The 26060-nt window shown below is 45.1% G+C and carries 22 protein-coding genes and 1 pseudogene; 12 read left to right on the top strand and 11 right to left on the bottom strand.

Features of this window, described 5'->3' with window-relative positions; genetic code table 11:
• Nucleotides 1-129: 129 nt before the first annotated feature.
• From QUA20_RS28035 to QUA20_RS28025, 3 genes are all read right to left on the bottom strand, one after another.
• Complete coding sequence (locus tag QUA20_RS28035; protein ID WP_333193198.1) at nucleotides 130-486, bottom strand: type II toxin-antitoxin system PemK/MazF family toxin; 357 nt, start codon at nucleotides 484-486, stop codon at nucleotides 130-132.
• On the bottom strand, nucleotides 480-734 hold the full coding sequence (locus QUA20_RS28030) for a hypothetical protein (protein ID WP_333193197.1): 255 nt from the start codon (nucleotides 732-734) through the stop codon (nucleotides 480-482). The genes QUA20_RS28035 and QUA20_RS28030 overlap by 7 nt, the downstream gene beginning before the upstream one ends.
• 91 nt (nucleotides 735-825) lie before the next feature.
• Nucleotides 826-1746, bottom strand: coding sequence for a glycine betaine ABC transporter substrate-binding protein (locus QUA20_RS28025; protein WP_333193193.1), 921 nt, complete (start codon nucleotides 1744-1746; stop codon nucleotides 826-828).
• A 178-nt stretch (nucleotides 1747-1924) separates the two neighbouring features.
• Here QUA20_RS28025 and QUA20_RS28020 point away from each other — a divergent pair, with 178 nt between their 5' ends.
• Complete coding sequence (locus QUA20_RS28020) at nucleotides 1925-3292, top strand: aldehyde dehydrogenase (protein WP_333193191.1); 1368 nt, start codon at nucleotides 1925-1927, stop codon at nucleotides 3290-3292.
• Between the two features lie 146 nt (nucleotides 3293-3438).
• Here the strand turns inward: QUA20_RS28020 and QUA20_RS28015 are convergent, their stop codons facing one another.
• Complete coding sequence (locus QUA20_RS28015) at nucleotides 3439-6111, bottom strand: tetratricopeptide repeat protein (RefSeq protein WP_333193188.1); 2673 nt, start codon at nucleotides 6109-6111, stop codon at nucleotides 3439-3441.
• 59 nt (nucleotides 6112-6170) lie between these two features.
• Here QUA20_RS28015 and QUA20_RS28010 point away from each other — a divergent pair, with 59 nt between their 5' ends.
• Together QUA20_RS28010 and QUA20_RS28005 are read left to right on the top strand one after the other, a co-directional pair.
• Nucleotides 6171-6440, top strand: coding sequence for a hypothetical protein (locus tag QUA20_RS28010; protein ID WP_333193186.1), 270 nt, complete (start codon nucleotides 6171-6173; stop codon nucleotides 6438-6440).
• Nucleotides 6441-6803: 363 nt separating this feature from the next.
• Nucleotides 6804-7154 carry a 4a-hydroxytetrahydrobiopterin dehydratase gene (locus QUA20_RS28005; protein WP_333193183.1) on the top strand — a complete coding sequence of 117 codons (351 nt, stop codon included), beginning with the start codon at nucleotides 6804-6806 and terminating at the stop codon, nucleotides 7152-7154.
• 26 nt (nucleotides 7155-7180) lie between these two features.
• Here QUA20_RS28005 and QUA20_RS28000 read toward each other — a convergent pair whose 3' ends face one another.
• Complete coding sequence (locus tag QUA20_RS28000; RefSeq protein WP_333193181.1) at nucleotides 7181-7915, bottom strand: response regulator transcription factor; 735 nt, start codon at nucleotides 7913-7915, stop codon at nucleotides 7181-7183.
• A 227-nt stretch (nucleotides 7916-8142) separates the two neighbouring features.
• On the opposite strand from QUA20_RS28000, the gene QUA20_RS27995 reads away from it, so the two are divergent.
• Nucleotides 8143-8367 (top strand): hypothetical protein, encoded by a 225-nt coding sequence (locus QUA20_RS27995; protein ID WP_333193178.1) that lies wholly within the window; start codon nucleotides 8143-8145, stop codon nucleotides 8365-8367.
• Between the two features lie 144 nt (nucleotides 8368-8511).
• A complete protein-coding gene (locus QUA20_RS27990) occupies nucleotides 8512-8760 on the top strand; it encodes a DUF6761 family protein (RefSeq protein WP_172192600.1) in 249 nt (82 codons plus the stop codon).
• A 323-nt stretch (nucleotides 8761-9083) separates the two neighbouring features.
• Here QUA20_RS27990 and grxD read toward each other — a convergent pair whose 3' ends face one another.
• The 3 genes from grxD to QUA20_RS27975 form a co-directional block, all read right to left on the bottom strand.
• Nucleotides 9084-9407 carry a Grx4 family monothiol glutaredoxin gene (gene grxD, locus QUA20_RS27985; RefSeq protein ID WP_172192602.1) on the bottom strand — a complete coding sequence of 108 codons (324 nt, stop codon included), beginning with the start codon at nucleotides 9405-9407 and terminating at the stop codon, nucleotides 9084-9086.
• 201 nt (nucleotides 9408-9608) lie between these two features.
• Nucleotides 9609-9869: a BolA family protein gene (locus QUA20_RS27980; protein ID WP_172192604.1), complete on the bottom strand. Its 261-nt coding sequence runs from the start codon at nucleotides 9867-9869 to the stop codon at nucleotides 9609-9611.
• 42 nt (nucleotides 9870-9911) lie between these two features.
• The gene (locus QUA20_RS27975; protein WP_172192606.1) at nucleotides 9912-10535 is read right to left on the bottom strand and encodes a hypothetical protein; all 624 of its coding nucleotides are present in this window, start codon (nucleotides 10533-10535) and stop codon (nucleotides 9912-9914) included.
• Nucleotides 10536-10630: 95 nt separating this feature from the next.
• Between QUA20_RS27975 and QUA20_RS27970 the strand changes: the two genes are divergently transcribed.
• From QUA20_RS27970 to QUA20_RS27955, 4 genes are all read left to right on the top strand, one after another.
• The gene (locus QUA20_RS27970) at nucleotides 10631-11248 is read left to right on the top strand and encodes a hypothetical protein (protein WP_333193173.1); all 618 of its coding nucleotides are present in this window, start codon (nucleotides 10631-10633) and stop codon (nucleotides 11246-11248) included.
• Between the two features lie 149 nt (nucleotides 11249-11397).
• On the top strand, nucleotides 11398-13725 hold the full coding sequence (locus tag QUA20_RS27965) for a S8 family serine peptidase (RefSeq protein ID WP_333193170.1): 2328 nt from the start codon (nucleotides 11398-11400) through the stop codon (nucleotides 13723-13725).
• A gap of 507 nt (nucleotides 13726-14232) precedes the next feature.
• The gene (locus tag QUA20_RS27960) at nucleotides 14233-15078 is read left to right on the top strand and encodes a glycoside hydrolase family protein (protein WP_333193168.1); all 846 of its coding nucleotides are present in this window, start codon (nucleotides 14233-14235) and stop codon (nucleotides 15076-15078) included.
• 139 nt (nucleotides 15079-15217) lie between these two features.
• Entirely contained in the window at nucleotides 15218-16120 is a 903-nt protein-coding gene (locus tag QUA20_RS27955; protein WP_333193165.1) for a peptidoglycan-binding protein, read from the top strand.
• Nucleotides 16121-16194: 74 nt separating this feature from the next.
• On the opposite strand, the gene QUA20_RS27950 is transcribed toward QUA20_RS27955, so the two are convergent.
• Nucleotides 16195-16674 carry a hypothetical protein gene (locus tag QUA20_RS27950; protein ID WP_333193164.1) on the bottom strand — a complete coding sequence of 160 codons (480 nt, stop codon included), beginning with the start codon at nucleotides 16672-16674 and terminating at the stop codon, nucleotides 16195-16197.
• Nucleotides 16675-17312: 638 nt separating this feature from the next.
• On the opposite strand from QUA20_RS27950, the gene QUA20_RS27945 reads away from it, so the two are divergent.
• The gene (locus tag QUA20_RS27945; protein WP_333193163.1) at nucleotides 17313-21458 is read left to right on the top strand and encodes an nSTAND1 domain-containing NTPase; all 4146 of its coding nucleotides are present in this window, start codon (nucleotides 17313-17315) and stop codon (nucleotides 21456-21458) included.
• Between the two features lie 52 nt (nucleotides 21459-21510).
• On the opposite strand, the gene QUA20_RS27940 is transcribed toward QUA20_RS27945, so the two are convergent.
• Nucleotides 21511-22029 (bottom strand): hypothetical protein, encoded by a 519-nt coding sequence (locus tag QUA20_RS27940; RefSeq protein WP_333193160.1) that lies wholly within the window; start codon nucleotides 22027-22029, stop codon nucleotides 21511-21513.
• 319 nt (nucleotides 22030-22348) lie between these two features.
• On the opposite strand from QUA20_RS27940, the gene QUA20_RS27935 reads away from it, so the two are divergent.
• Both QUA20_RS27935 and QUA20_RS27930 read left to right on the top strand, forming a co-directional pair.
• Nucleotides 22349-24457, top strand: coding sequence for a caspase family protein (locus QUA20_RS27935; RefSeq protein ID WP_333193159.1), 2109 nt, complete (start codon nucleotides 22349-22351; stop codon nucleotides 24455-24457).
• Nucleotides 24458-24918: 461 nt separating this feature from the next.
• Entirely contained in the window at nucleotides 24919-25185 is a 267-nt protein-coding gene (locus tag QUA20_RS27930) for a hypothetical protein (RefSeq protein ID WP_333193157.1), read from the top strand.
• 125 nt (nucleotides 25186-25310) lie between these two features.
• On the opposite strand, the pseudogene QUA20_RS27925 reads toward QUA20_RS27930, so the two are convergent.
• Nucleotides 25311-26060: pseudogene (locus QUA20_RS27925) on the bottom strand (WD40 repeat domain-containing protein); the annotation flags it as partial.

The following is a 26060-nucleotide window of genomic DNA, read 5'->3' as shown; positions in this document are numbered from 1 at the left end:
CTGAGTATGCTTTCATTGGTATAATATTATTTTTAGTCGATTCTATTGTACCTCATAACATCCGGAAGTGCTGTATCACTAGCTGAGGAGAGGTTAAGCCCCATGAAATTTAAAAGGCTAAGGAAAGTTTTACTCAGCTTCGCGAGGTTCAACTACCAGCCTAATTCCATCAAGAATTTGAAGAAATCGCTCTGCCGAGAGTGTGCCAATTTTCTCACCTAACTGAGATTTATCGATCGTCAAAATCTGCGAGACGTTAACAACACTTTGTTCTGGTAAATCAGCTTCTCCTGCTTCTAACAGGAAATTTCCTGGTGAATTAGCCCGTCTGAGATTTGAAGTAAGCACACAAACAACAACCGTATTAATGCGGGAACGATTGAATAAATTGTTTTGAATGATTACATGGGGATGGAGATAACCGGGTTCTGAACCAGAAGGCTCATCAAGTTCTATCCAAAAAATATCACCTTGATTTATTACCATTCGCCTTCCACCAGCCTGCGATGAGAGCGACTCATCTTGCGAAGCAAAACTTGTTCTTCTTCAGAGAGAGGTGTTTCGCAAGCAGCATTAATTTTTTCTAACAGTTGTTGATTTTCGCGGCGGCGGATAAATTCTTCAAGCGCTATTTCGATCAAAAAACTCTGCGAAATTTGCATTTCGCCAGCTAATGTTTCGGCTTGTTCAAATAAAGATGCTGGCAATGAGATAGCAGTTTTGACAGTTGTCATAGCTTTATACCTTCATTTATTTATATGAGTCTAACCAATAGTATAGCTAACCACAATACGGTTCCGCAAACAGCCAGAGCAATGAAACTCTTTATTTCGCCGGAGTTACTGGTTTTGAGTCGCCCAACTTTTGCTGCAAAAACTCCCGCGCCACTTGTCCCGCTTCTTGCTGTTCCCCGTCAACTTGATAGTTGAGTTTACGCATATCTTCCTCGGAGATTTTGCCGCCCAATTCTGCGATCGCTTGACGCAATTCGGGGTATTTTTCCAAAATTTGCGATCGCACAACCGGAACTGCTTCGTAGGGCGGGAAATAGTTTTTATCATCTTTCAGCACTACTAAACCCAAACTTTGAATCAAACCGTCCGTCGTATTACCAGCAATCACATCTACTTCTTTTTGTTGCAGCGCTTGATAAAGCAATCCTAATAACAATTCCTTCGGTTCTTCCGCAAATTTAATCCCGTAAGTTTTAGCTAATCCGGGAAATCCATCTTCTCTATCTTTGAATTCAGGGCCGAAACCAGCGCGCAATTTTGGTGCAGCTTTGCCTAGTTGCGAGAGAGTTTGCAAATTGAGTGTTTTAGCCTGATCTCCCCGCACAATAATCGCAAAACTGTTATTAAATCCCAGCGGTTCCGTCCATTCTGCTTTAAACTGTTTGGGATATTCTTGTTTGAGGTAATCGAGGACTTTTTTGGGGTCAGAAATCGGTTTTTGTTTCAGTATGTTGGCGTAAGCAGTACCCGTGTATTCGACGTACAAGTCGATTTTACCTGCGGTTAGGGATTGATGGCAAAGCGAACCTCCGAGATTCTGTTCTTGTTTTACTTTGATATCTGTTTTAGCTTCGATGTGCTGTGCTAAAATTTCTGCGAGAATGGCTTGTTCGGTAAAGTCTTTCGAGCAGATGACAACTTGCTTTTGGGGCTTAGAGGTACATCCGGCTACTGCAAACAAACAAAGCAGCCAGCAGGAATAGAAAAAAAAATCGTTCTTAGATATTTTCATCAGCCAACTCCGTTGTCAGTTCCACAATTATTAGCTTCTAATTTATAGCATTTATCAATGATTTGTAAAGCCAAGATCCACGACTTACTGAAGAAGTTGGGGATATAACACCGATCGCACTTTACCCAAGTTCCGTTTTCCTGTTGTAACATTTATTGATAGACATGGAGGACTAAATATGGTAATCAGAGTCAGCGATATTATCCAGCAGCAGCGGCAATTTTTTGCGACTGGGAAAACTAAAGATGTGGATTTCCGGATCGAACAACTCAAGAATCTCAAAAGTGCGATCGCTTCCTATCAATCACGAATTGTGGATGCTGTCAAGGCTGATTTGAACAGGCCGGAGTACGAGGCTTACTTTGAAATTGCTACGATCGCAGAAGTTAATTATGCCATCAAAAACGTTAAATCGTGGGCCAAGCCGAAAAAAGTGCCTACTTCGATCGACCAATTCCCCGCATCGGCCCGCATTTACCCAGAACCTTTGGGCGTAGTTTTAATCATCGGGCCTTGGAATTACCCATTTCAGCTAATGATATCACCCTTGGTCGGGGCGATCGCCGCAGGCAACTGCGCCATCCTCAAACCTTCAGAAATCGCCTCGCACACGTCGGCTGTTGTCGCCGACATGATTACCAAAACCTTCGATCCCGCCTATGTAGCCGCCGTCGAAGGAGGAGTCGAAATCAGCCAACAATTATTAGCCGAAAAATTCGACCACATCTTCTTTACTGGTGGCACAAAAATCGGTAGAATAGTCATGGAAGCCGCCGCCAAACACCTGACACCTGTCACATTAGAATTGGGCGGCAAAACTCCTTGCATTGTAGACTCAGATATTCAAGTTGAATACACGGCTAAACGCATTGCCTGGGGCAAATTCATCAATGCCGGTCAAACTTGTATCGCTCCCGATTACCTGTTAGTTGATAAAAAAATTAAACCCGATTTGATGCAGGCAATTAAAACAGCAATTCACGGATTTTACGGCGACGACCCGCAGAAAAGTCCCGACTATTCCCGAATTATCAATCAGCATCATTTAGGACGTTTGGCAGAGTTTATCAAAGACGGAGAAGTTGTCGTCGGCGGTCAAACAAACCCCGAAGATAAATATATTGCACCGACGGTTCTGGACAAGGTTTCCTGGGATGCGCCTGTGATGAAAGATGAGATTTTTGGGCCGATTTTGCCAGTTTTGGAGTATGATGATTTCGGGGAGGCGATCGCCCAAATCAACGCCCGTCCCAAACCCCTAGCTTTGTATTTGTTCTCGAAGGATAAAGAGAAACAAGAGCGAGTTTTGCGGGAAACTTCTTCGGGGGGAGTTTGTCTCAACGACACGGTTATGCAAATCGGAGTAACAAGTTTACCTTTTGGCGGAGTTGGCGACAGCGGCATCGGCACCTATCACGGCAAAGCAAGTTTTGACACCTTTTCGCATCAAAAAAGCGTGCTGCAAAAGTCATTTTTACTTGACTTAAAATGGCGCTACGCTCCCTATCTAGGTAAGTTGGATTTGATTAAGAAAGTTATCGGTTGATATTGCCTAAGCACCAGATTCCCCCTCACCCCCCAGGGCTGTTTCATTCTCCCGAAGTCCGCCAGGGGTTTCAACTCCTGCCGGACTGAATGTTTGACGTGTTTGTTGTTAGCAAATATCGCCTCCTTCAATCCGATGTCCCTGTTTTAATCGGTGCTGTGCCATTCTCGATCGATTCTCTCCAAATCCTTGGCGGCTCCCAATTGTTGAAAAATTTGATGTGCTGTATCGTAATGTTGTTGAGCAACTTCTGTGTTGCCGCGCGATCGCTCAAGTCCTGCTAAATCGTAGTTAGTTTCGGCAATTTCGTAAGACATATTCAGTTCTTGCATTGTTGTTAAAGCTTCAATCAATAGCTGTTTGCCTTCTTCGAGATTTCCTTGATTGACTTTATTTTTACCAAGACAACCTTTTACAATAGCTATGCCAGCAGTCTCGCCCAATTCTTTTCTTATTTGTAAAGACTGCTGATAAAGTTGTTCGGCAGCATAAAAATCACTCCTAGCGTGTTTGATTTCTCCCCAAGCACACAAAGACATTGCCATGCCTTCGCGATCGCCTAATTCTTTTCGCAACTGAAAAGACTGTCGCTTGAACTGTTCAGCTTCATCCCAATTGCCGCGCTTTCCCTCGAGATCTCCCAACATCCCTAATGAAGTAGCAATGCCGCTCTGATTATTTTCTTTTTGTGCGATGGCTAGCGCATCTTTAAAATATTTTTCTGCTAAATCCCAATTCCCAAAATGCCGATGAATTGCACCTAATGCTCTCAAGCAATAAGAACGTCGAGATCCTTCAACATAAGGTAATATTTGCTCGTACAATTCTTTTGATAAATTCCAGTATCCCCACCTTGTTAAGTATGTATCTGGGATTAAGTAGTAAGCTTCACGATAGTTGCCCAACCTAAAGGCAAAATGTTGAGCTTCTAGAACAGCTTGTAAATCTGCTAAACTTTGAGGATTGTTCACATTTTTACCAGTGCAGTAAAACTTATAAACACTTTCCAGCAGCTTTGGCAGTTCATCTCTATATTCCCCTTGCAAAAACTCCTCAATCACCCGGTGCAAATCATAAAAATACTCACATTCCTCCTCGTCATAACGACTCTGCACCAAACTCGCACCGACTAATCGCTCTAAAATAGATTCTGTCTCGTTAATTTCTGCGTCTGTCAATTCTGCAGGTTTTGCTAATGCTGCTGCTAATTCTAAGCGGATATCTTTTTCAATCTCATCCGCATACAGCCGCAAGAAAGTTAAACCCCTGACATCTATCGGCACTCGCAAAACACACATCCGACGCAGTAAATCTCTTGCCGCTGCACTTTGCCTTGTTAGTTGTTTTCGCAATATCGGTTCTGCATTCTTCGTTACCAATTCGAGATGCTTCCGCAGATACCCCGGTTTCCCCTTGCCGAGAGCCGCCAATTGAGTTAATAAAAAAACATGACCTTCAACCCGCTGAGATATCCACTGCAAATCAGCTAATGTATCCGTCAACTTTCGCTGCCGCAAAATCTCAACACCCGCTGCCACATCCACACCTTGCAACACTTCTATATGCACCAATTGCGAATCCGGTGCTAGTCCCGGATAGCGGGTATCTGCCAAATCCGCAAGCAATTCCCGGCTGGTTAAAATCGTTTGCGATTGGTGCTGCTGATAAACCAAAGCATTCAGCAACTTACCCCAATCCGGTGAAATAGCTCGATGTATTTGCGCCGCAGCCAAAATGTCTGGATTTCCCGCATCAACAGCAGGATGCAAAATAGATTCCAGGTTGTCGAGTACCAAAAGACAGCGAGTTTGTTGCAAGCCAGCCATAATTTTCGCAATCTTTTCATCGGCAGTTTTCAACACTTCCGCAGCCTGAATTCCCAAACCTTCACTTAACAGAAATCCAGCCACATCATCAAAACTCGTTCCCTCCAGTGCTTTGAAATACATCACGCACTCATAACCGCCAGCCAGCAAACTTTTCCCTGCTTGAGAAACTGACTGTTGCCAATTCACCCCCAATCCTTCTACAAGTTTAATCGCCAAATTCGTTTTGCCCATACCGCCTTGCCCGATAATCGCCAATACTTTCGGCGGCGAAGTTCCATCGGGCAACACCTGCACTAATTTTGCCGTTAAATTTTCCACCAATTCATCCCGCCCTTTCCACACAGGAATAGAGTCAGGTAGTTGAGAGAAAGCCACCCTGATTGCTTTGTCGGGAGGGGCATCTGCGGGCACATCATCATTCTCGCTTTTGCCGTCAGTATTTTGTCCGCTGTTAATCTGACTACTGATACCGGGTTCGCCGTTAACGCCCCACACTTCTGCCAACTTTTGCAAATTCTCTGTTTTGTCTCTACTCCACAGCTTCAGAGTAAAAGTCCAATCCCTACAACCCTGCTTTGCCGGGCGGTGATCATCCAGAATTTTCAGCTCTTTTCCGAGATAATGAGTCAGTACCTCGCCGATGTACTTTCTAACTTGGTCGTTAGATGTTGTCTTCTTTGGTTTAAAGCCCCCTCTATCTTTCAGCAAGTGGCGCAGGGCTTCCTTTGTCGCCGTCACTTGCAAGTCTTTATCGTTATCTTTCCAACTGACGCGGAGATTAGAGATGCGATTTGTATCATTCAACGCATAATCTATTAGCGCCTCAACGAAATAACTGACTCGCTGCCAAGACGTTTCGCCTTTTCCCTGCTTGGGCATAGCTTCGGAAAGTAAATTGCTAAAAAAAGTTTCGGGAAAGTTTCGGGAATCCCGAAACCGAATGACAGTCCCGAATATCCCTAATGCCGATTCTAGCACAGTTCCAGCCATTCTTTGCCTTCGGGTATCCCGAAATTCCACACTCAAATTAGTTGAGTTGGAAATGGTTTATGGGATTATCAAAACAGCAGCAATGGATGATTGGAGAGGCGATTCTCGGTACTGTAGTCGGTGCCATCAACTCTTGGGCGGGGCTAGTGCTCACTTTCGGGTTAGTGGGTTTCCACCTCTATTTTGACAAAAATCAAGAGGAAGTGTCGCGTTGCCCTCTCGAACAAACTTTAAACAGCGAGGAAGTATCGAAACTCTATTGTTGTAATGATTGTCCTTTCAAGAAAGCGGCGATTGATGTAGAAAAAGTTGAAGAAGAGGATGAGTAAACTGTGGTGCATCTAATGTGGAACAAGCCGGAAAGCCTGTTGCTGAAGGGCGGGGGGGACACCCCACAAGAAAATTCACTCAGTATGTTAACTCGAAAGTGCGATCGCTCTTTTAATCAGTATAGGTAAAAAAGGACGATCGCCCGATCGTGAATTGAACTTTACGAACAAGCTTTTAGTCTCGTAAACTCACTACTAAAAATCAGATTAGCATATTATAATAACATGAAACGGGTGTTATAAATTCTGAGCGAAACAGCGATCGCCTCTGCCTCTTTTGCTAGTTACTTTGCGCCTAGCTACTTGCTGGGATTAGAAAATGTCTATAATGTCTTTTAGCATCTTCTCGCTAACAAGCCATTTATGGAACCTTTAGCAAAAGAACGCTGTGCCGCCTGCCGCCCAAACTCTCCCCGCGTCACAGCTTACGAAATTGTACAACTCAAGCCTCACATTCCCGACTGGAATTTCATCGAAAAAAATGGCATTCCCCAAATAGAACGCACCTACAAATTCCCGGATTTCAAAAGTGCGATCGCCTTTACAAACAGCGTCGGCGAAGCAGCAGAAACCGAAGGACATCACCCCGCACTGTTAACCGAGTGGGGAAAAGTTACCGTTACTTGGTGGACTCACGCGATTTCTGGACTGCACCGGAATGACTTTATTATGGCGGCGAAAACCGATGCGATCGCCAATCAATTCCCAAAATAAAATCCGACTTATAGCCCGATAATAGTTTAAGAACTCACAGCTCCGGGTACCAGCGGTAAATGCCGTTGACTCCCATTCAACAACTCCAGATTCAGTCGGTAGCCGACATTCCGTACAGTTTGAATCAGGCTCGGCTGTCGCGGGTCGATTTCGATTTTTTTACGCAGAGAGAGTACGTGAGTGTCGATCGTCCGGGGGTTATCAATAGCATCGGGCCAGGCCCGCCGCAGCAAATCCGAGCGCGACAGCGGCACTCCTCCAGCTTGAGCCAGCACGTACAGCAAGCTAAATTCCTGGGGAGTCAGCTCAATATGTTCCTCGTACAACCTGACTCGGCGCTGCACCAAATCAATTTTCAGCAGCCCGCACTCCAGCGTCGCCGGCGGTATCATCGTGCGGTTGCGGCGCATCAGAGCTTCCACCCTGGCCATAAACTCTTGCATCCCAAAGGGTTTAGTCAGGTAATCGTCTGCCCCCGCCTTCAAACCTTCAACAATATCCGATTCCGAATTCCGCGCCGACAGCATCAAAATCAGCGACTGCTGCTGCTGTTGCAGCCAGCGGCAAAATTCCAAACCGTCCCCATCAGGCAATTGGGCATCCAGAATGACTAGGGTTGGCTGGCGGCTGAAAAATATTTCCCTAGCGTGACTGATATCCGCTGACTGGTGCACCCAGTGACCCACTTGCTGTAGATGCCAGCCCAAGAGCGATCGCAGGTGCGGATTCCCTTCAACAATTGAAATACTTGCAGATTCCACAGAGGCGAGCTTCCCTTATCACTAATGGCTACCAGGTTAACAGAGCTTTTGTCAAGGTTTTGTAACCAGCGCTACTCAAGCATTAGCTCCGTTTAAAGCGGAGAACAAACCGAGGGGATGAATTTTAAAAATTTGGTCAATTTGGGCTCGTCAGTCCGCAGAAAGGTTAAATCATTCTGGCGATGAGCTTACAATGAAAATAAGACAGTGTAAAGCCGATCGATCTTATGCCCCAACCGCCTGCTACAACCGAACCCCCCGGCCCAGCCGCCACCCATAGGAGGTTGACAAATCGCGCAACTGAAACTAAAATTCCTCCAACCGTTCGCTCGGTAGCCGGAAGACTCACCCACTTTGACCGCAAAATTCAGCAACATCCCGACTCAATTAAACGCACGGCGGATTATCTAGGTGCGCGCAAAAAAGTCGAGCCACTGCATTGCAGCGAGTGAAATTTTTTATGGAGGGTAGCCTGTTGAGCAGGGTAAAAACTTTTATTTAGAAATAGCCTCAAGCTGAGCCAATCAGCATCAATCGAGGCCGTTCCTAAATCCCGCCGTCATTATACAAACCACAAAGGATTTCAACCTCACACCATGCTACAAGACACCCAAACAATCAGGCACTACCAAAAACTCACCGACGCCCTCGTCGAAATGTGGAATAGAGGTTATCGCTTTGATGACCTGCGGCTTTACTTAGATGGCTATTTAGCAGCCCTGCGGCATTCCAACGGTCTGGAACCCTATCTGATTCACAGACTAGAGGAAGAAGCAGCGCGTTACATTCACGACCCATCCAATTTTGCAATGCCACAGACACAAACTGAATCAGACTACTATTAATACCAAATTCGGTTTAATAAACCCGCTGATTATTGGGTAATTGGTAATAGCTTTTTTGATACCCACAGCTATTACCAGAATGATTGAAGGGCTAAGAAAATCCAGTTTTGGTATAAAAGTTCAGTCAGGAAGTTGCAAGCTGTAGTTTCAAAATTGATGTTTAGTAGGGCGGGCCGTGTCCGCCCTACTGTTGTTAAAGTTAGAAAATTGGGAAAGTTTTGAGTTCCGAACTAAGATTTTTTTAAGTCTTTCACCCCAAAATTAAAACTCAAAATTCACAACTCAAAACTCACAACTTTCTTTCTCCTTTCCCTTCCCTGTATTTAAGAAGCCAAAGCGACTTCTACAACTTCTTGCAATTCGCCCTTTTGATACATCTCGATCATAATATCCGAGCCGCCAATAAACTCCCCGTTGATATAGACTTGGGGAATTGTCGGCCATTGGGAATACTCTTTAACGCCTTGACGAATTTCCTGGTCTGCTAAAACATCCACAGTTTCGTAAGGCACTCCCAAAGTATTGAGAATTTGCACCACAGTATTAGAGAAACCGCACTGGGGCATTAACTTATTGCCCTTCATAAACACCATGATTTTATTTTGCTTAACCAACTCGTCAATTCTTTCATGTGCTGCTGTAGTCATGGTAGCTCCTAATATTGTTTGAAAATTTTTAAACGTTGACTGACGCAGAAACCGGGTTTTTTACGAAAATCTTTCGTTACAGCCAGAGATTCCGGTTAAAAAACCCGGTTTCTTTGGTTTTCGTGCGTAAGTGCAGCAGTTGTCTCTCAAGCAACTCTTGACACCAGCACCAACTTGCGATACCCAATTGCTACTCAACAATTAAGCAACTTGACTTTTCGCTTCCCATTCTGCCGGAGTTAAGGTTTCCAAGCCCAAAGCGTGGATGGCTTCACTAGCCATAGCCTGTTTGAGAGCGCCGTAAACCAGTTGGTGCTGCTGTACTCGGCTTTTTCCTTCAAAGGCCGCAGAGACTACTCTCGCCTGGTAGTGGTCGCCGCCGCCGGTCAAATCGTCAACTTGTATTTTAGCGTCGGGCAACCCTGCCTTAATCATTTCTGCTACTTGAGACGGTGTAACCATAGGTTTCTCTGATAAACGGCTGTAATTTAGATTTTAGGGGAACTATTTGGTCGATGAACTCGGTTGACTGCTGGCCGGCCGGGGAAAGGGCGAATCCACAAAACCCAATTCCAGTAACTGCTGGTAAGCTTTCTTGCCCAAGTCGCGAGTTGGCTGCTGCGATCGAATAATCTGAATCAGCAGGGGCACAGCCAGTTCGGGCTTATTTTGCGCCCGGTGTACCAACGCCAGGCGGTAGGTAGCTTCGTCGCGCATTTGGGCTGTTTCTACAGCTTTGGTGCGGTGGCTTTCGGCCAAGCGGATGTCAATTCCGGCAAAACTGCTCCCCAGTTGTTGGTAGAAGTTGGATAGTTGATTGAAAATTTGGCGGGATTCTTGGAGTTTTTGAGTAGCGAGTGCGTAATTCTGATCGGAAATAGCACTGCTGGCTTCTGTCATCAAACGCTGACCTCCCTGGACACTCAGCAGGCTGCTGTCTTGCGTTAGAGGGCGGAGATTGTTGGGGTCTGTGGGGTCGTCGGCGGGTTCGACTTGCGGTTGGTTCTCTGGCGCAGAAGGTTGTTGTGCTTGGACTTGGAGCGGTTGCAACAGGGTAAAAGCTGCGATCGCCCCGATCGTAATCCGGGCAGTGGAGCGAAGCCAGCAAACAGTTCCAGAGTATACCATGAAATTACTTTGCGCCTGTGCGCTTTAAAAAAATATTTAGCTTGAGCCGATCTTACCATTGGCGATCGCAACCGGCTAAGTGTAAACCAAATTTTTTGAAATGTCAAAGGGTGCGCGATCGATTTTGGATTTTAGATTTTGGATTGAACAAGGAAATCGCTGGGGATTGGACAGATCCCGGCAATCTAGTCCTGGACGCAGAAACTGGGTTTTTTTACCTAAATACTGCCTTTGAGGCTTTAAAAATGGTGGAAAACCCGGTTTCTTTGGTTTTGATGGGTAAGTCCCGAGCTAATTCAACAATCGAACGAACCATGAATATCGCAATTGAAAGAACAGCTTACGGTCAACTACTGGTGAAATCGCAGCCTAAGCCTATCCTGAAACAAGAAGATTATGATTTCGCCCTCGCAGAAGTCGAATCCCTAATGTCCGAGGAAGAATTAACTCTAGAAAAAGAAACTTTACTGAGTCTCTGGGCGCTGTTGATCGAAGAATACGAAGCCAAATATTACCCAATTGCAGAAGCGAATCCCCGGGATATTCTATTACACCTAATCGAAGTTCGCGAACTAAAACAAGCCGATTTAGTAGGCGTGATTGGCTCAAAAGGAGTAGTCTCTGAGGTGGTTAATGGTAAACGGGCGATTAGCAAAGCCCAAGCTAAGGCGCTGGGAGAATTTTTCAACGTTAATCCTGGTGTGTTTATTTGAGGGGACTTGCTGAATCATTGTTAATAAGCCTTTTACGGGCGGGCTAGGAGCAATGGCCCACAACAAAATTCAGTTTTTGTGGAACAGGCATCCTGCCTGTTCTTGAGAATATAGTAAGACTGGATTAAAATTAAACAAAAGCATTTCTGATGGTACAACCAAGCAAACCGACATCCGACACTCTCCAAAATTATCAAGGAATTGGAGTTCCAGAAGAAAGTCTGGCAGTGATTTTGCAGCGTGGCGGCGATGAATTGCTGTTGTCAAAAGCGGACGATCGCTTTACAGTCCGCCCCTCATCAACAGCATTAGCCTCAAACGATTGGGCTGCAACAACTGGCGCAAAACTCAACCGTCGCGTCGGCCAAACCAATCTCGAAGAATATCTCGTTGCGCCCTCTAGCCTTGAAGCAGCAATGCAAGCAGCCCGCGCCAGCGATGCTGTAGCTTTTGCCAGCCACGTCTATTGCCCCGCGAATAATCCGAGTACATTCTTTTATTTAACCGACCAAATTACCATTCAATTTGGCGAACAAGTAGACGAACAATCGCGAAAGACGATCGCCAATGCAGCAGCTTTAAAAATAGTCCGGCCAGTAGAAGGAATTCCCAACACCTTCGTCTGCCAAGTCACCAAACAAGCAACAGAAAACCCGGTTAAAATTGCCAACCGCCTGACAAGATATCCAGAAGTTCTGATCGCTGAACCCAACATTTTAGTAGAGACGCAGCAGCATTACACGCCCCGCGATCCGCTTTATCCCAAACAGTGGTATCTCAACAACAAAGGTGGCAACGAACTTGTCGGCGGTGCTCAAATTTATGCAGAACCAGCTTGGAACATGACTCGCGGAGTTCGATCGATCGTAATTGCGATCGCCGACGATTCAGTTGACATCACCCACCCAGATTTTCAAGGCCAAGGCAAAATCGTCTCACCCATCGATTTCAAAGACGGCGACACTTCCCCGATGCCAGTCGCAGACTCAGACAACCACGGCACAAGTTGCGCCGGCGTGGCCGTTGCTGAAGAAAACGGCAAAGGCATTGTCGGCGTCGCCCCCGGCTGCGCCCTGATGCCCATCCGTACCACGGGTTTTCTCGATGACGATTCTGTCGAAAAAATGTTTAATTGGGCGATCGAAAAAGGTGCCGCCGTCATTTCTTGCAGTTGGGGGCCTTCAGCAGTTTACTATCCCCTTTCCCTGCGCCAAAGTGCGGTCATCACCAAAGCAGCAACCCAAGGGCGGGGCGGCAGAGGCTGCGTTATTCTGTTCGCTGCGGGTAATGCCAACCGCCCAGTCAACGGTACTGTTAACGAAAAAGGCTGGCCCAACAACGTCCTGGGCGGTCAAACTAGATGGCTGGCAGGATTTGCCGTTCACCCAGACGTAATTGCCGTCAGCGCTTCCACTTCCCTCAACAAAAAAGCAGCCTACAGCAATTGGGGCACCAGCATCTCGGTTTGCGCCCCCAGCAACAACGCACCGCCGGGCACTTGGTTGCCAGAAACCGGATTTATCGGCACGCCGCCGGAGGTGACGCAGTATTTGCCCGGTTTGGGGGTGTTTACAGCCGATCGAGTGGGCGATCGGGGCTACGATGGGGGGGACTATACTAATACTTTTGGCGGTACTTCCAGCGCCACTCCAGTAGTCGCTGGGGTTGCAGGGTTGATACTTTCGGCTAACCCCCGTTTGACGGCGCGGGAAGTGCGGGGAATTCTCGAACAAACTGCTGAGAAAATTGTCGATCCCGATCCCGATCCCCAGTTGGGCAATCGCATGGGAAATTACGATCCTAACAACGGCCGCAGCGATTGGTTTGGTTACGGGAAAGTGAATGCTTTTAAAGCTGTGCAAGCTGCGGTGAGAAAGGGCGGCGGCAATCCGAATATCGGGGGTGCGGTGTTCAGCGATATTTCTGGACATTGGGCACAGAAGTTTATTGAAGCTTTGGCTGCGGCTAATATAATTAGCGGTTTTCCTGACGGTTCTTTTAGGCCTGATGACAGTTTAAACCGCGCTCAATATGCGGCGCTGTTGGTGAGTGCGTTTAGTCCGATTCCGAGGGTGCCGGCTACCAACTTTATTGATGTTTCTGCTAGTTTTTGGGCGAGAAGTGCGATCGAACGGGCAAATCGGGGGGGGTTTTTGGCGGGGTTTCCGGGGTTGAAGTTCGGCCCGAATCAGAATTTGACTAAGGCTGAGGCGATCGTGTCTTTGGTTAACGGTTTGGAACTGAAGGGCGGCAATCCTGATTCTTTGAAAGTTTACATCGATCGCTCTCAAATTCCTAATTATGCTTTGAGTGCGATCGCTACAGCAACTGCTTTGAAGATTGTGGTTAATTATCCTTCCCGCGATTGGCTTTCACCGCAGCGGGATATTACCCGCGCTGAGATTTCGGTTTTGATTTACCAGACATTGGTGGCAATTAATCGGGCAAAGGCAATCGATTCTGCTTACATTGTGTAGCTAAGAACAGTAAAACTGGTTCGATCGTTCGGACTTCAGTTCTCATAAAATCCGAGGACTGAAGCCGCTATAATTCGCGGCGAGTCAAAGCACTTTGTGCGTAAGTCCTGACGAAGCGATCGCTTTTTTGATGATAGCTTTACATATCGAGTTACTTTCCCGGAAATCCAGGGTTTCAGACTGCGAATTAAAAACTGTCCGGACTATTGCAATAAGATTAGTTACATCGGCAGAATATGAGCCAAAACTGCGCGTAGTGAATCAGAGAGATTGGGAAAGCCGATTGTCAAGGTGAATGAATTTTTGTAAAGGTTTGGGCAAATCGCGAACATTACTGTGGAACAGACCTATATAATAACCAAATTACCCGTCAAGCCAAGACTTTCGATCGAAATCATTAATTAATAGACTCTTTTCACTCATTTTGAAAATAGGCAAAACTTTTGCGTTCGGATCTTCAAGGTGCCTCTTTTGACTGAACCTACCTTGTAAAAAGGAAAAACTCAAATGCCAAAAAGATCGTTGGAACTCTTCGGCGATGGTCGCGTATACGAAATCAAAGACGACCTAGCTATTAAAGTCACGGAGACTAATGGGCAAGTAAAAGCATTAATTGATGCTTTAAGCTTCAGTGTGGCTAAAACATATCATATTCATCCTCCAGACGAACAACCTCCTGATGTGGTAGAAGCAAGAGGTTCAAAGCATATCAATCAAGAAGGTTTCAAGCTTCTCACTACCTTTGAAGGATGTGAACTCACTGCTTATGATGATGGCGGTGGAGTTTGGACAATTGGTTACGGACACACGGGCGATGATGTTTATCCAGAACTGACTATTAGCCAAACGCAAGCAGAAGAATTGCTGAGGGAAGATTTAGAAAAGTTTGAATCCTATGTTGAGGATGCCGTTGAAGTTGAGATCGATGACAACCAGTTTTCTGCACTGGTTTGCTTCTGTTTCAACGTGGGCCCAGGAACAGAAGGTTTTGGAGGTTCAACTCTTCTGAAGCTATTGAACAACGGAGATTATCAAGGAGCAGCCAATCAGTTTCCTGTGTGGAATAAAGTCAATGGTGAACCCTGGCCAGGGCTGACACGCAGGCGCTTGGCCGAGCAAGCTCTGTTTTTAGGAATTCCTGAAGTTCGGGTTCTCACACTTACGGAGCCAATAATGCAAGGTGAGGATGTGCGTCAAGTGCAAGAAGCGCTGATCGCGGCAGGAATAAATGTTTCAGCAGATGGCGTTTTTGGTAAAGACACCGATCGTGCTGTGCGGCAGTTTCAACAGCAAAAAGGGCTAACGGCGGATGGTGTTGTCGGTGTCCACACACGCAAAGAATTGGGACTATAAAATCGATTGTGTAACCAATTAGACTGACACAATCAAGTAATTTTCACAAGTTCTGTGGAGGTAAGGTGCGGTGTGCATCGCCTACGGATAGAGTTTATGAATCCAGGACTGACCAAATTCAAATTGATTGGATAAAACCATGACTAACTCAAACGACATTCTATTTAATCAACCTGTAATTATCGAAGCCTGTGAAGAATTTGTCCAACGGGATATGTTGGAAGTTAGAGGCAGTTTCCCGGGATTGCTCCAAGATGCCCCCATGTCTTCGACTGCGGTGGTCAATGGCTTATCTCAACAGTTGATTTATCAACTACAACGGATGATGCCAGATGCCTTTGTCAGTTTTGATGAGCTTAATGTAGACTTGCTGGATGCAGCTTTTCCCTACGTACAAACCCCGGCAAAAGAGGCACTTCAGAGAGCCATTCAAGATCGAGGTCAAACGATGCAGGTGAACTCTGCTTACCGCACGATCGCCCAGCAAATGTTATTGTATAACGATCGCTTCAACAACTCTAATCCTGTAGCGCCACCAGGCACCAGCAATCACCAAACAGGGCTAGCGATCGACATTGAAGATGCCAGAGGCTGGGAATCTTATTTGATGCAATATGGCTGGCAGCCATTACCGGGCGATCCGCCTCACTTCGACTACATAGGCGGCGGGACGATCGATCTTCGCAGTAACTCAATACTCGCATTTCAGCAGCTTTGGAATCAGAACAACCCGGATGCAAAGATTAGCGAGGATGGCGGCTTTGGCCCGCAAACCGAGGATGCACTTAATCACTCGCCTGCTCAAGGGTTTGCTAAAGCCCCGTGGGATGACAAGCCCAGAACGTTGCGCTTGGCGATGCCCAGAATGGAAGGCTCAGATGTAATCAAGCTTCAGGAAGGCTTGAAAAAGGCTGGCGTTGTAGTTGGGGTTGATGGTGAATTTGGGCCGGCAACAGATACAGCCGTCAAGGAATTTCAGCAGAAAAAAGGTTTGAAGCCCGACGGAATTGTCGCTCTCAAAACCCGCGAACAAATGGGTTGAGGTGTTAGCGCGATCGAGTTCACCAAACCTGGAACAGAACTTCCTCCGCCTTCGGTGGAAGTTCCGTTTATAGCTCAGCTTGTGGGTTTGGGCAGGTTTTGCTTCCAATTGTCACAAATTGAAGTAGCGCTATAATTGGCAATCTTTTTGATAATCAAGGTAGCGAGGAGAGTAGCAATAGCAGGAGCAAGTCCCAGCCCAGAGATTAGAACAGGACTTAACATCCCAGCAGCTTTAGTGTAATTCTGGCCGATCGCTTCATCCAGGATTTTCTGAGTCTGCGGATCGTTTCCGAGGGGTTTGCACATCAGCTCGTAAACTAAGGGGTTTACGCGATCGAACAACCGCTGGCCAGCTTCTAGGAACCTGAGATCGATCGATGCTCTAGCGGCAACATTCACATCAATAGAATCCAGGGAAGCTGGGTCTATCCCTCTGGTTCCAAGTCCAGCCGCATCATCCTCTATGGCTTGAGCGCGATCGCCAATTTGTGCTGCTAGCTGATCCTCATCAAGTTCCCACAAACTTTCTACAATAACTTCAATTTCTGCCATGATTACTTGTCTCCCGACTATGGTTAACTAGAATATTGCTGATTATCCTTTACCTGCGAAGCTGATGAGTAAAAACCCGTCAATATAGCTTAACGAATGCCTAGCTACACATCGGCAATCTTAACCATTCTTTAAAAAAGTGCGATCGTCCCCTCAAACTGCTGCTAAGTATGTAACATTTCAATTCCTAGAAAGTTACTATCGAACCGGAAATAAAGCAAACACAGTTAAATTTGTTGAAGAACTCAAGCAAATCAATCCCACTGGTTATGATAGCTTTACATTTTGTCAGACTGTAAAGTTACTTAACGCACATCAAAGATTTTATTGCCAGCTTAGTATACTAACAATACTCCGCACAGTTTTGGGAACGATACTATAAGCTTACGCGGGGCAAGAATCATAAAAAAGTCGAATTAAATGCCGCGTCAGGGGTGGAGCTGAGATCGATTTAATTATCCGCAGTGACTCAAAGTCAAGCGAGAATAAGCCATTGGGCGATATAAAAACTGTCCGGACTATTGATACTAAGACTGAACTGTATAGTAATAGAAATACCTTTACCCGTTTAAGTAAAAGAAATCTCCTTAAGCAAACAAAGGTAAAAGCTCCAGAAAACCAGAGCAATTCCCGAACCCATGACTAACAACACCCCAGTCAAAACAATTCTGATTCTGGCAGCCAATCCCACCAATACCGTTCCCCTGCGATTGGAGCAAGAGATCCGGGAAATTGACGAAGGATTGCGACGAGCAAATCAACGAGAGCAGTATAAATTAGAACAAAAATGGGCGGTGCGTTCCCGTGACTTTTATCGAGCAATTTTAGATTATCAACCAAATATTGTTCACTTTTGCGGACATGGTGCCGGCCAAGATGGCATTGTCTTAGAAGATGATACCGGCAAAATGGCATTGGTGCAAACAAATGCCCTCGCCAGTATGTTTAAATTATTTGCTAAAAAAGGTGTAGAGTGCGTCATCCTTAATGCTTGTTATTCAGAGGTACAAGCAGAGGCAATTAGCCATTATGTTAATTATGTCATTGGCATGAATAAAGCCGTGGGGGATAAAGCATCCATTGCCTTTGCTGTGGCGTTTTATGATGCTGTTGCGGCAGGATATCAGGTGGAAGAAGCCTACGAGTTAGGTTGTTCCCAGATGATCGGTTTTTTAGAGCATGAAACACCAGTATTTAAGAAAAAGAATTTAATTTATGCTCTAGGTGAGGATAGTTTAAGTTCCTTTGAATGTGTTATTCCACCCAACCCTTATCAAGGATTGTCTGCATTTAAAGAAGAAGATGCATATTTCTTTTTTGGACAGGAAAATTTTGTTACTAAGTTAGTAGAAGTAACGAACAAACAACCATTAGTCGCGGTAGTTGGGCCAAGTGGCAGTGGGAAATCGTCTGTCGTGTATGCCGGCTTAATTCCCCAATTACGAAAAGCGGGAAACTGGTTAATTGAATCATTTCGTCCGGGGAAAAACCCATTTTTTCCCTTAGCTTCTGCTTTAGTGCGGCAATTAGAACCAGAAGCAGGTGAAACTCAACAACTACGGGAAGCCGTGGCACTAGCCGGCGATTTACAAAACGGTAAAATCACTTTACAGCAAGTCGTATCTCGCATTTTAGAGCGCAACCCAGGTAAACGTTTGTTGTTAGTTGCCGACCAATTTGAGGAACTGTATACCCTTTGTCAGGTAAAGGAAGAACAGGAACGCTTTGCAGATGCGTTGTTAACGGCGATTGCTCAAGAAAATATTACATTAGTTTTTACTTTACGGGCTGACTTTTACGGTTATGTGCTTTCCTACCGGCCCTTTCGGGATGCGTTGCAAGAGTATACACCGCAATTACTCAGTTCCATGAAGCGGGAAGAATTGCAGGCAGCTATTGAATTACCTGCTCAAAAATTGGAAGTAGAGTTAGAACCGCAATTAACCCAACGCATTCTCGATGATGTCGGAGAAGAACCGGGTAACTTGCCATTATTAGAATTTGCCCTAACTCGCTTGTGGGAAAAGCAAATCAACCGAGAGTTAACTCACCAAGCTTATGAAGAAATTGGCGGGGTGAAAAAAGCCATTGCCAATCATGCCGAACAGATTTATCAACAACTGAGTGAAATAGAGAAAAAGCAGGCGCAGCGAATTTTTGTGCAATTAGTGCGTCCGGGGGAAGGAACGGAGGATACCAGGCGCGTTGCTACCCGTGCGGAAGTGGGGGAAGATAACTGGAATTTGGTCAGTTATTTAGCTGGATATCAAGCTCGTTTGGTGGTGACGGGACGCCAAGAACAGGAAGATACCGTAGAGGTGGTGCATGAAGCGCTGATTCGAGAATGGGGAACTCTGCGCGAGTGGATGAATGCTAACCGTCAGTTTCGGACTTGGCAAGAACGGCTGAAGGTGGCATTACGGGAGTGGAAAAATAACAACCATGATGCTGGAGGGTTGTTGCGGGGTGCGCTGTTGACTGTAGCGGAAGATTGGTTGCGTAAGCGCGCAGATCAAATGACACAGGAAGAACGAGATTTTATTCAGGTTAGCGTTAAAGAAACGGATAGAGAGAGACAGCAACGGGAACGCGGACGGCGACTGCAAATTATCGGGCTAAGTGGCTTTTCATCTGTAGCAATGATGTTGGCTGGATTTGCCATCTATCAGCTTCAACAAGCCCAACGCCAGCAAGTGGAACAACTAGCAGCAACTTCTAAAGCTTTGCTAGCTGCAAATCAGCCTGTTGAGGCACTTGTCAATGCTATTGCTGCTGTTGGTTTAGGTAAGTCAACCTTTGTTCAATTTCCCCAATTTCTTGATAATTCTGCTCGTGACAATTTACTAGATGCGATTTTCGTTAACCGGGAATTCAATCGCTTGCAATATAAAAGTGAGGTGAATTCAATAGCTATCAGTCCTAATGGCAAGCGCATTGTCAGTGGGAGTTGGGACAAGACGATTCGCTTGTGGGATGCCACTACAGGTCAGCCACTTGGAAGACCCCTAAAGGGACATGAAGCTGGAGTGACTTCGGTAGCTATCAGTCCTAACGGAAAGTTGATTGTCAGTGGGAGTTGGGACAAGACGATTCGCCTGTGGGATGCCACTACAGGTCAGCCACTTGGAAAACCCCTAGAGGGACATGGAGAATCTATCAGTTCAGTAGCTTTCAGCCCTGATGGTAAGCGCATTGCCAGTGGGAGTTGGGACAAGACAATTCGCCTCTGGGATACTAATACAGGTCAACCTATTGCACAACCCCTTCGCGGGCACAAAGATGGGGTCACTTCTGTAGCGTTCAGTCGTGATGGCAAGCGCATTGTCAGTGGTAGTAGTGACAAGACGATTCGCCTCTGGAATGCCACAGGTCAACCCATTGCACAACCCCTAACAAAACATCAAGAAACTGTCGATTCTGTAGCTTTCAGCCCTGATGGCAAGCGCATTGTCAGTGGTAGTGGCGATAACACTATTCGCTTATGGGATGTCACCACAGGTCAGTCCATTGGGCAACCCATAACAGGACATCAGGAAGCTGTCTATTCTGTAGCTTTCAGTCTTGATGGCAAGCAAATAGTTAGTGGTAGCCTTGACAAGACAATCCGCCTGTGGGATGCCAGAGGTCAGCCGATTGGACAGCCCCTAACAGGACATCAGGAAGCTGTCTATTCTGTAGCGTTCAGCCCTGATGGCAAGCAAATAGTTAGTGGTAGTCTTGACAAGACGATCCGCCTCTGGTATGTCACCATGAATCAGATCGTTGGGGAATCTAAGGAATTGGTTAATTCCGTGGCTTTCAGTTCTAATAGCAAGGGGGTTGCCAGCGGACACCAGGACGGTACGATTCGCTTGTGGGATGTCACTACAGGTCAGCCACTTGGAAAACGCTTAACGGGACATCAAGAAGCTGTCTGGTCTGTTGCCTTTAGTCCTGATGGCAAGCGTATTGTCAGTGGTAGTGAGGATAAAACCATTCGCTTGTGGGATGCTACTACAGGTCAGCCACTTGGAAAACCCCTAACGGGACATCAAACAGCAGTTTTGTCAGTAGCTTTTAGTCCTGATGGCAAGCGTGTTGTCAGTGGTAGTGAGGATAATACCATTCGCTTATGGAATGTCACCACAGGTCAGCCCATTGGGCAACCCCTAAAGGGACATCAAGAAGCTGTCTGGTCTGTTACCTTTAGTCCTGATGGCAAGCATGTTGTCAGTGGTAGTGACGATAAAACCATTCGCTTATGGGATGTCACGACAGGTCAGCCCATTGGGAAACCTCTAAAAGAACATTTAAGTGAGGTCTATTCGGTTGCCTTTAGTCCTGATGGCAAGCGTGTTGCCAGCGGTGGAAGTGATAAGACAATTCACTTGTGGGACGTTACTAGCGGTCAGCCGATTGGACAGCCTCTAAAAGGACATCAAGGTACAATTACTTCCCTTGCTTTCAGTTCAAATGGTAAGTGGATTATGAGTGGAAGCCGGGATAAGACCATTCGGCTGTGGGATGCTAATACAGGTCATCTGATTGGACAACCTCTAAAAGTATACAAAGCATGGGTCAATTCGGTTGCTTTCAGTCCTGATGGTAAGTGGATTGTTAGCGGCAGTGAAAATACAATTAGTTTGTGGCCAGTTTCTTGGTTGCTTTCCTGGCAAATTCCGCTTGAAATAGCCTGTAAGCAATTGCAGAAACATCTTATCTTCATTCAGCCTAAAAGTGATTCGACGCAAGCAGCTAAGAAAACTTGTCAGCAGTACATTCCGGCTTTCGGTCAAAGTAAGTAGCCCTCCTAAATTGCCTACACTATAATGCAGTTTAGGATGGCTACTTAACCAGTCATCGATCAAAAGTTACATCACGACATCGTGTACACTGATTGTTTTTATTCCGACACTTACATTTTTCCCTCTCTAGCGCTAGGTTGCTTTTCAGAAATAAAATAATTTGCTCTTTTCTCTCATCTGTAATTTGCTCTCTTCTTGTAATTTGCTCTCTTCTCTCATCTCTAATTTGAGCAAAAGCTTGTTTTATTTTTTTTTGTCGAACGAGTGATGTAGCAGCTATGGTGAAGTCAATTATCTCTAAATCTTTATAGACATCACTAAAACCTGTTTTTCTCAAGATGTCATTATATTCGTCCAAGATAGTTTGCGATGAGTCTGTTGCTTCTCTAAATACCTTTGAGGAAACAATGGTAGTAAAATCAACCACCTCAACATTTTTCAATCCATATTTTTGAAGTATTTGGTTAAACTCTTCAAAAAGTGGTTTTAACACTGTTCTAATTTCATCTGGGGTTGGTTTTGGATTTTCGGAAATATCAGTATTCAAATTTTGATTAGTATTATTAGACATATTTAAATTCCCCTTAAGCAATCCCAAATGAAAACTTACGTCCAGATTATAGACCAGCATATAACATAACCTGGCAAAATAAATAATATTTTAATATTTCATCAGAATCTCATTTTCTATCTCCTGTATTCCTTGATCGGGCGGAACTTTGTATTAGAGTTTAGTAGGGCATTTGGTGCCCGAACCCATCCAATAGTTAGATAGGTTTTACTTCTGCTATGTTACAGCGGTTCCCGTTGTAATGCAGTACACTAAGCTGTATTGTATAAAACCCCCACTTCAAACCTACATAACTATCAAACCTTACCCACCAACAACCATGACAAACCAAACCCCCAACTTCTACGCCCTCCTCATCGGTATCAATTTCTACTTCCCCCATCGTTTACCAGAAGGTAACTACTACAAAAACTTGCGGGGATGCGTCCAAGATATCAACCACGTCGAAACCTATTTAAAAGAAACCTTCAACCTCACACCCGACCAAATTATTAAACTCACCGCGACTGCTTCCGACAATCCCAACCAACCCCAAGAACCCCCGGAACTCCTACCAACTTATGAAAATATCGTCGCCAAATTCAAAGAACTAACCGCCAAAGCCCAACCTCAAGACCGAGTATATATTCACTACTCCGGTCACGGCGGACGGGCGAAAACAATTTTTGAAAGCCTCAAGGGTTCTATGGGTTTAGATGAAGCCTTAGTTCCCTGCGATATCGGTCAACCAAACTCACGCTATTTGCGCGATTTGGAATTTGCCAAACTCCTGGAAGAAATGGTGGCAAAAGAGTTAGTTGTAACCCTCGTACTCGATAGCTGTCATTCCGGTGGCGCAACTAGAGAAATGAGCGGAGATGACCGGATTCGCGGTGAAGGTTTTATTGATATGACTCTTCGACCTACAGATAGTTTAGTCGCACCGCTTCAGGAATTAGCACAAAATTGGCAAGCTTCAACAGAAAATAGTCGCAATATTACCGTCGTCAATGGTTTGTTACCAGAACCGAAAGGTTATACCTTAATAGCAGCTTGTCGGGATCAGGAATTAGCTTATGAAAAGGTTTTTGAAGGGACGGAACGCAACGGCGCTTTAACTTATTATTTACTAAAAGCTTTGCGAGAATACGGGACAGAGATTCCTGTTAACAACTTATACGATCGCATTTCTAATCTAGTTCACAATGACTTTCCACGACAAACACCGATGTTGATTGGCGAGACAAATCGCTCTTTTTTGGGCGATCAATCTGTCGTTGCTAGCCGTAACCCTCCGGTGATGAAAGTAGATATTACCAAAAACCGAGTCCAATTGCAAATGGGTGAAGCTAGCGGCCTTAAAAAAGGGGCAGAATTCGATATTTTTCGATTCGGGACGCGGAATTTTGAAGACAGCGAACAGCGAATTGCTACGGTTAAAGTTGTAGAATTGGGAGCATCCGACTGTTGGGCAGAAGTAACACAGCTATTGGGTTTCAGAACAATCAATCATAAATTAGCAGAAGGAATGATTGAAATTGGTTCCCCTGCTGTCTATTTGAGTCCAGGGTTGAAACAAATTCGGAAAGTTCGGGTTATTCTGCCTGACCCGTTACCGCAAATTTCTGGTGTAAATGTGGAAATGCTCCCAGATATCCTCAAAGCAAAAAAAGAGCAAGTTGAAGGTCATCGCTGGATAGAATTCTGTTCGGAAGCAGAGAAAGATGAGAATGTGGATTATTTTGTTTCCCTAAATTCTGAAGCGGAATATTTGATTTTGGATGCGAATAAAGAACCAATTAAAAATCTTTCTTTTCTGATAAAACTAGACGAACCGGAAGCAATATATAAACTCATTAATCGCTTAGTTCATATTGCAAGATATGAGACGGTTTTGGATTTGGATAATGAGGATGCTTTTGATCCATTCAATGGGAAACTTAAGGTTGAATTGGTTAAATCAGAGAATAGGCAACTTGTAGTTTTGAATGCTAACAATCAGGTTCCTGTATTGGAGGAAGGAGAAGAAAGCGTTTACTTGATAATTCGCAATGAATCTAATCTAACTTTAAATATCACCGCATTGATCCTTCAGCCGGATTTGAGTATTCAACAATTGTATCCCGAATTTGGGCTTTCTGAAGCTGTACAACCTGGACAACAAAAAGAAACTGAGTTACAACTCTCATTGCCTGAAAATTATGAGGAAGGGGTAGATGTCATTAAAGTATTTGCTACTTTGGATGGAACGAATTTTCAATTATTAGAATTGCCACCGTTAGACCAGTCTCGGAAAGGATTTGGCAATCAAACGCCTACTAATACCTTGGAAGAATTATTGGCGACGGTTGTAGATGAAGATTCGCCGCAGAGAAATATTAAGGTTGTAACTTCTGCTAGTAAGAAATGGACAACGGAAAAGGTGGAAGTGGTGGTGAAAAAAATGTAGTGCGCCCATCTTGCTCGCGGGCTGTTTTTGCCTAAGTCCTATTTCAATATGCTTGGGTTAAGACAGTCCGATCGGCTTTCACGATGTGAAAAATAGATACTGGAATTGCTCTCCTGTCGCGCACTGACAGGCTTTCGCTAAGCCAAACGTATTCCGTTATAGACCCGCATTGCTATGCCCGGTGAGGGTTGCGATACTCTCGACGCAGTTTCGGCTCCGTTATCTAACCACTGGAGCGATCGGTGTTAAACTGTATAAAAGTTGAAAAGAGGTCAATGATGTGCTGACGACTCCGCATAGACATACAGTTGATGAGTGCATAAGATCGCACAAGTAGAACCTCTCTAAATTATTGAAGGCATTTACTCAGGAAAAATCCGATTGATGATAAATTTCCTGCATAACAGAATAGACATTTCAAAAGTTGTATTAACACTTTACCAGAAAAGAAGGTACAAGAAATGACAGAAGAATCGACCCAGGAAAATACGGACAAAAACTCAAATTTTCAACCGAATAAAAATTTTCATGAAGTTGGTGAAAACCCGGCTTCTGAACCTGGTACTGTCCCCCCGAAAGTTCACGACACACCGACACCGACACCGACACCGAAAAAGAAACCGAAAAAGAAACCGAAAAGGAAACCATCACCTGAGGCATCTGGGCCCGGGAGTGATATTTTTCCCGGGCCTTTTCCTACTCCTACTCCTACTCCTCCTCATCGGTAACCTGACAAAATTAATTACATAAATATTCTTGACGAGGCGAGATTTTCAGGTATATTTTATGTAATTAATTCTGTCCAAATCCTTACTCTTAATAATCATTAATCTTTTATTTATTTGTGGTGGAGCTAATCAGAACACATCTGTTTATCCTTTTGTGTCAATGTCGGGTTGGTTCTGAGATAATCGCTAATCCAGTTGCAGCCTAATGTCATCAGCCGATCGAAATCCCAAGTCCACAGTTTGATGGTCTTGTCATCGCTAGCAGAAGCCAATGTTAAGCCATCGGGACTAAATGCGAGGCTGAGGACCCGACTGCTATGCCCGGTGAGGGTTTTGATCTCTTTTTCGGCTTGCAGATTCCACAGTTTGATCGTCTTGTCATAGCTAGCAGAAGCCAATGTTAAGCCATCGGGACTAAAGGCGACGCTATAGACCTCATTGCTATGCCCGGTGAGGGTTTTGATCTCTTTTTGGGTTTGCAAGTTCCACAGTTTGATCGTCTTGTCAGAGCTAGCAGAAGCCAATGTTAAGCCATCGGGACTAAAGGCGACGCTATTGACCGAATCCTTATGCCCAGTGAGGGTTTTGATCTCTGTTTGGGTTTGCAGGTTCCACAGTTTGATGGTTTTGTCATCGCTAGCAGAAGCCAATGTTAAGCCATCTCGACTAAATGCGACGCTCCAGACTTTATTGCTATGCCCAATGAGGGTTTTAATCTCTGTTTGGGTTTGCAGGTTCCAGAGTTTGATGGTGCCGTCATGGCTAGCAGAAGCCAATGTTAAGCCATCGGGACTAAAGGCGACGCTATTGACCGAACTGCTATGCCCGGTGAGGGTTTTGATTTCTGTTTGGGTTTGCAGGTTCCACAGTTTAAT

Source organism: Microcoleus sp. Pol7_A1 (genome assembly GCF_036701085.1).
GTDB classification, from domain to species: domain Bacteria; phylum Cyanobacteriota; class Cyanobacteriia; order Cyanobacteriales; family Microcoleaceae; genus Microcoleus; species Microcoleus asticus.
This window is presented reverse-complemented; position numbering and strand designations above follow the sequence as displayed.

Bases quoted from the DNA above. Each gene is read 5' to 3' on its own strand.
- QUA20_RS28025 (WP_333193193.1), bottom strand. From the start codon at position 1,746: ATGAAAATATCTAAGAACGATTTTTTTTTCTATTCCTGCTGGCTGCTT.
- QUA20_RS27960 (WP_333193168.1), top strand. From the start codon at position 14,233: ATGCCAAAAAGATCGTTGGAACTCTTCGGCGATGGTCGCGTATACGAA.
- QUA20_RS27950 (WP_333193164.1), bottom strand. From the start codon at position 16,674: ATGGCAGAAATTGAAGTTATTGTAGAAAGTTTGTGGGAACTTGATGAG.
- QUA20_RS27940 (WP_333193160.1), bottom strand. From the start codon at position 22,029: ATGTCTAATAATACTAATCAAAATTTGAATACTGATATTTCCGAAAAT.
- QUA20_RS28015 (WP_333193188.1), bottom strand. From the start codon at position 6,111: ATGGCTGGAACTGTGCTAGAATCGGCATTAGGGATATTCGGGACTGTC.
- QUA20_RS27980 (WP_172192604.1), bottom strand. From the start codon at position 9,869: ATGGTTACACCGTCTCAAGTAGCAGAAATGATTAAGGCAGGGTTGCCC.
- QUA20_RS27945 (WP_333193163.1), top strand. From the start codon at position 17,313: ATGACTAACAACACCCCAGTCAAAACAATTCTGATTCTGGCAGCCAAT.
- grxD (WP_172192602.1), bottom strand. From the start codon at position 9,407: ATGACTACAGCAGCACATGAAAGAATTGACGAGTTGGTTAAGCAAAAT.
- QUA20_RS27995 (WP_333193178.1), top strand. From the start codon at position 8,143: ATGCCCCAACCGCCTGCTACAACCGAACCCCCCGGCCCAGCCGCCACC.
- QUA20_RS27955 (WP_333193165.1), top strand. From the start codon at position 15,218: ATGACTAACTCAAACGACATTCTATTTAATCAACCTGTAATTATCGAA.
- QUA20_RS28020 (WP_333193191.1), top strand. From the start codon at position 1,925: ATGGTAATCAGAGTCAGCGATATTATCCAGCAGCAGCGGCAATTTTTT.
- QUA20_RS28035 (WP_333193198.1), bottom strand. From the start codon at position 486: ATGGTAATAAATCAAGGTGATATTTTTTGGATAGAACTTGATGAGCCT.
- QUA20_RS28030 (WP_333193197.1), bottom strand. From the start codon at position 734: ATGACAACTGTCAAAACTGCTATCTCATTGCCAGCATCTTTATTTGAA.
- QUA20_RS27965 (WP_333193170.1), top strand. From the start codon at position 11,398: ATGGTACAACCAAGCAAACCGACATCCGACACTCTCCAAAATTATCAA.
- QUA20_RS27935 (WP_333193159.1), top strand. From the start codon at position 22,349: ATGACAAACCAAACCCCCAACTTCTACGCCCTCCTCATCGGTATCAAT.
- QUA20_RS27975 (WP_172192606.1), bottom strand. From the start codon at position 10,535: ATGGTATACTCTGGAACTGTTTGCTGGCTTCGCTCCACTGCCCGGATT.
- QUA20_RS27930 (WP_333193157.1), top strand. From the start codon at position 24,919: ATGACAGAAGAATCGACCCAGGAAAATACGGACAAAAACTCAAATTTT.
- QUA20_RS28010 (WP_333193186.1), top strand. From the start codon at position 6,171: ATGGGATTATCAAAACAGCAGCAATGGATGATTGGAGAGGCGATTCTC.
- QUA20_RS27990 (WP_172192600.1), top strand. From the start codon at position 8,512: ATGCTACAAGACACCCAAACAATCAGGCACTACCAAAAACTCACCGAC.
- QUA20_RS28005 (WP_333193183.1), top strand. From the start codon at position 6,804: ATGGAACCTTTAGCAAAAGAACGCTGTGCCGCCTGCCGCCCAAACTCT.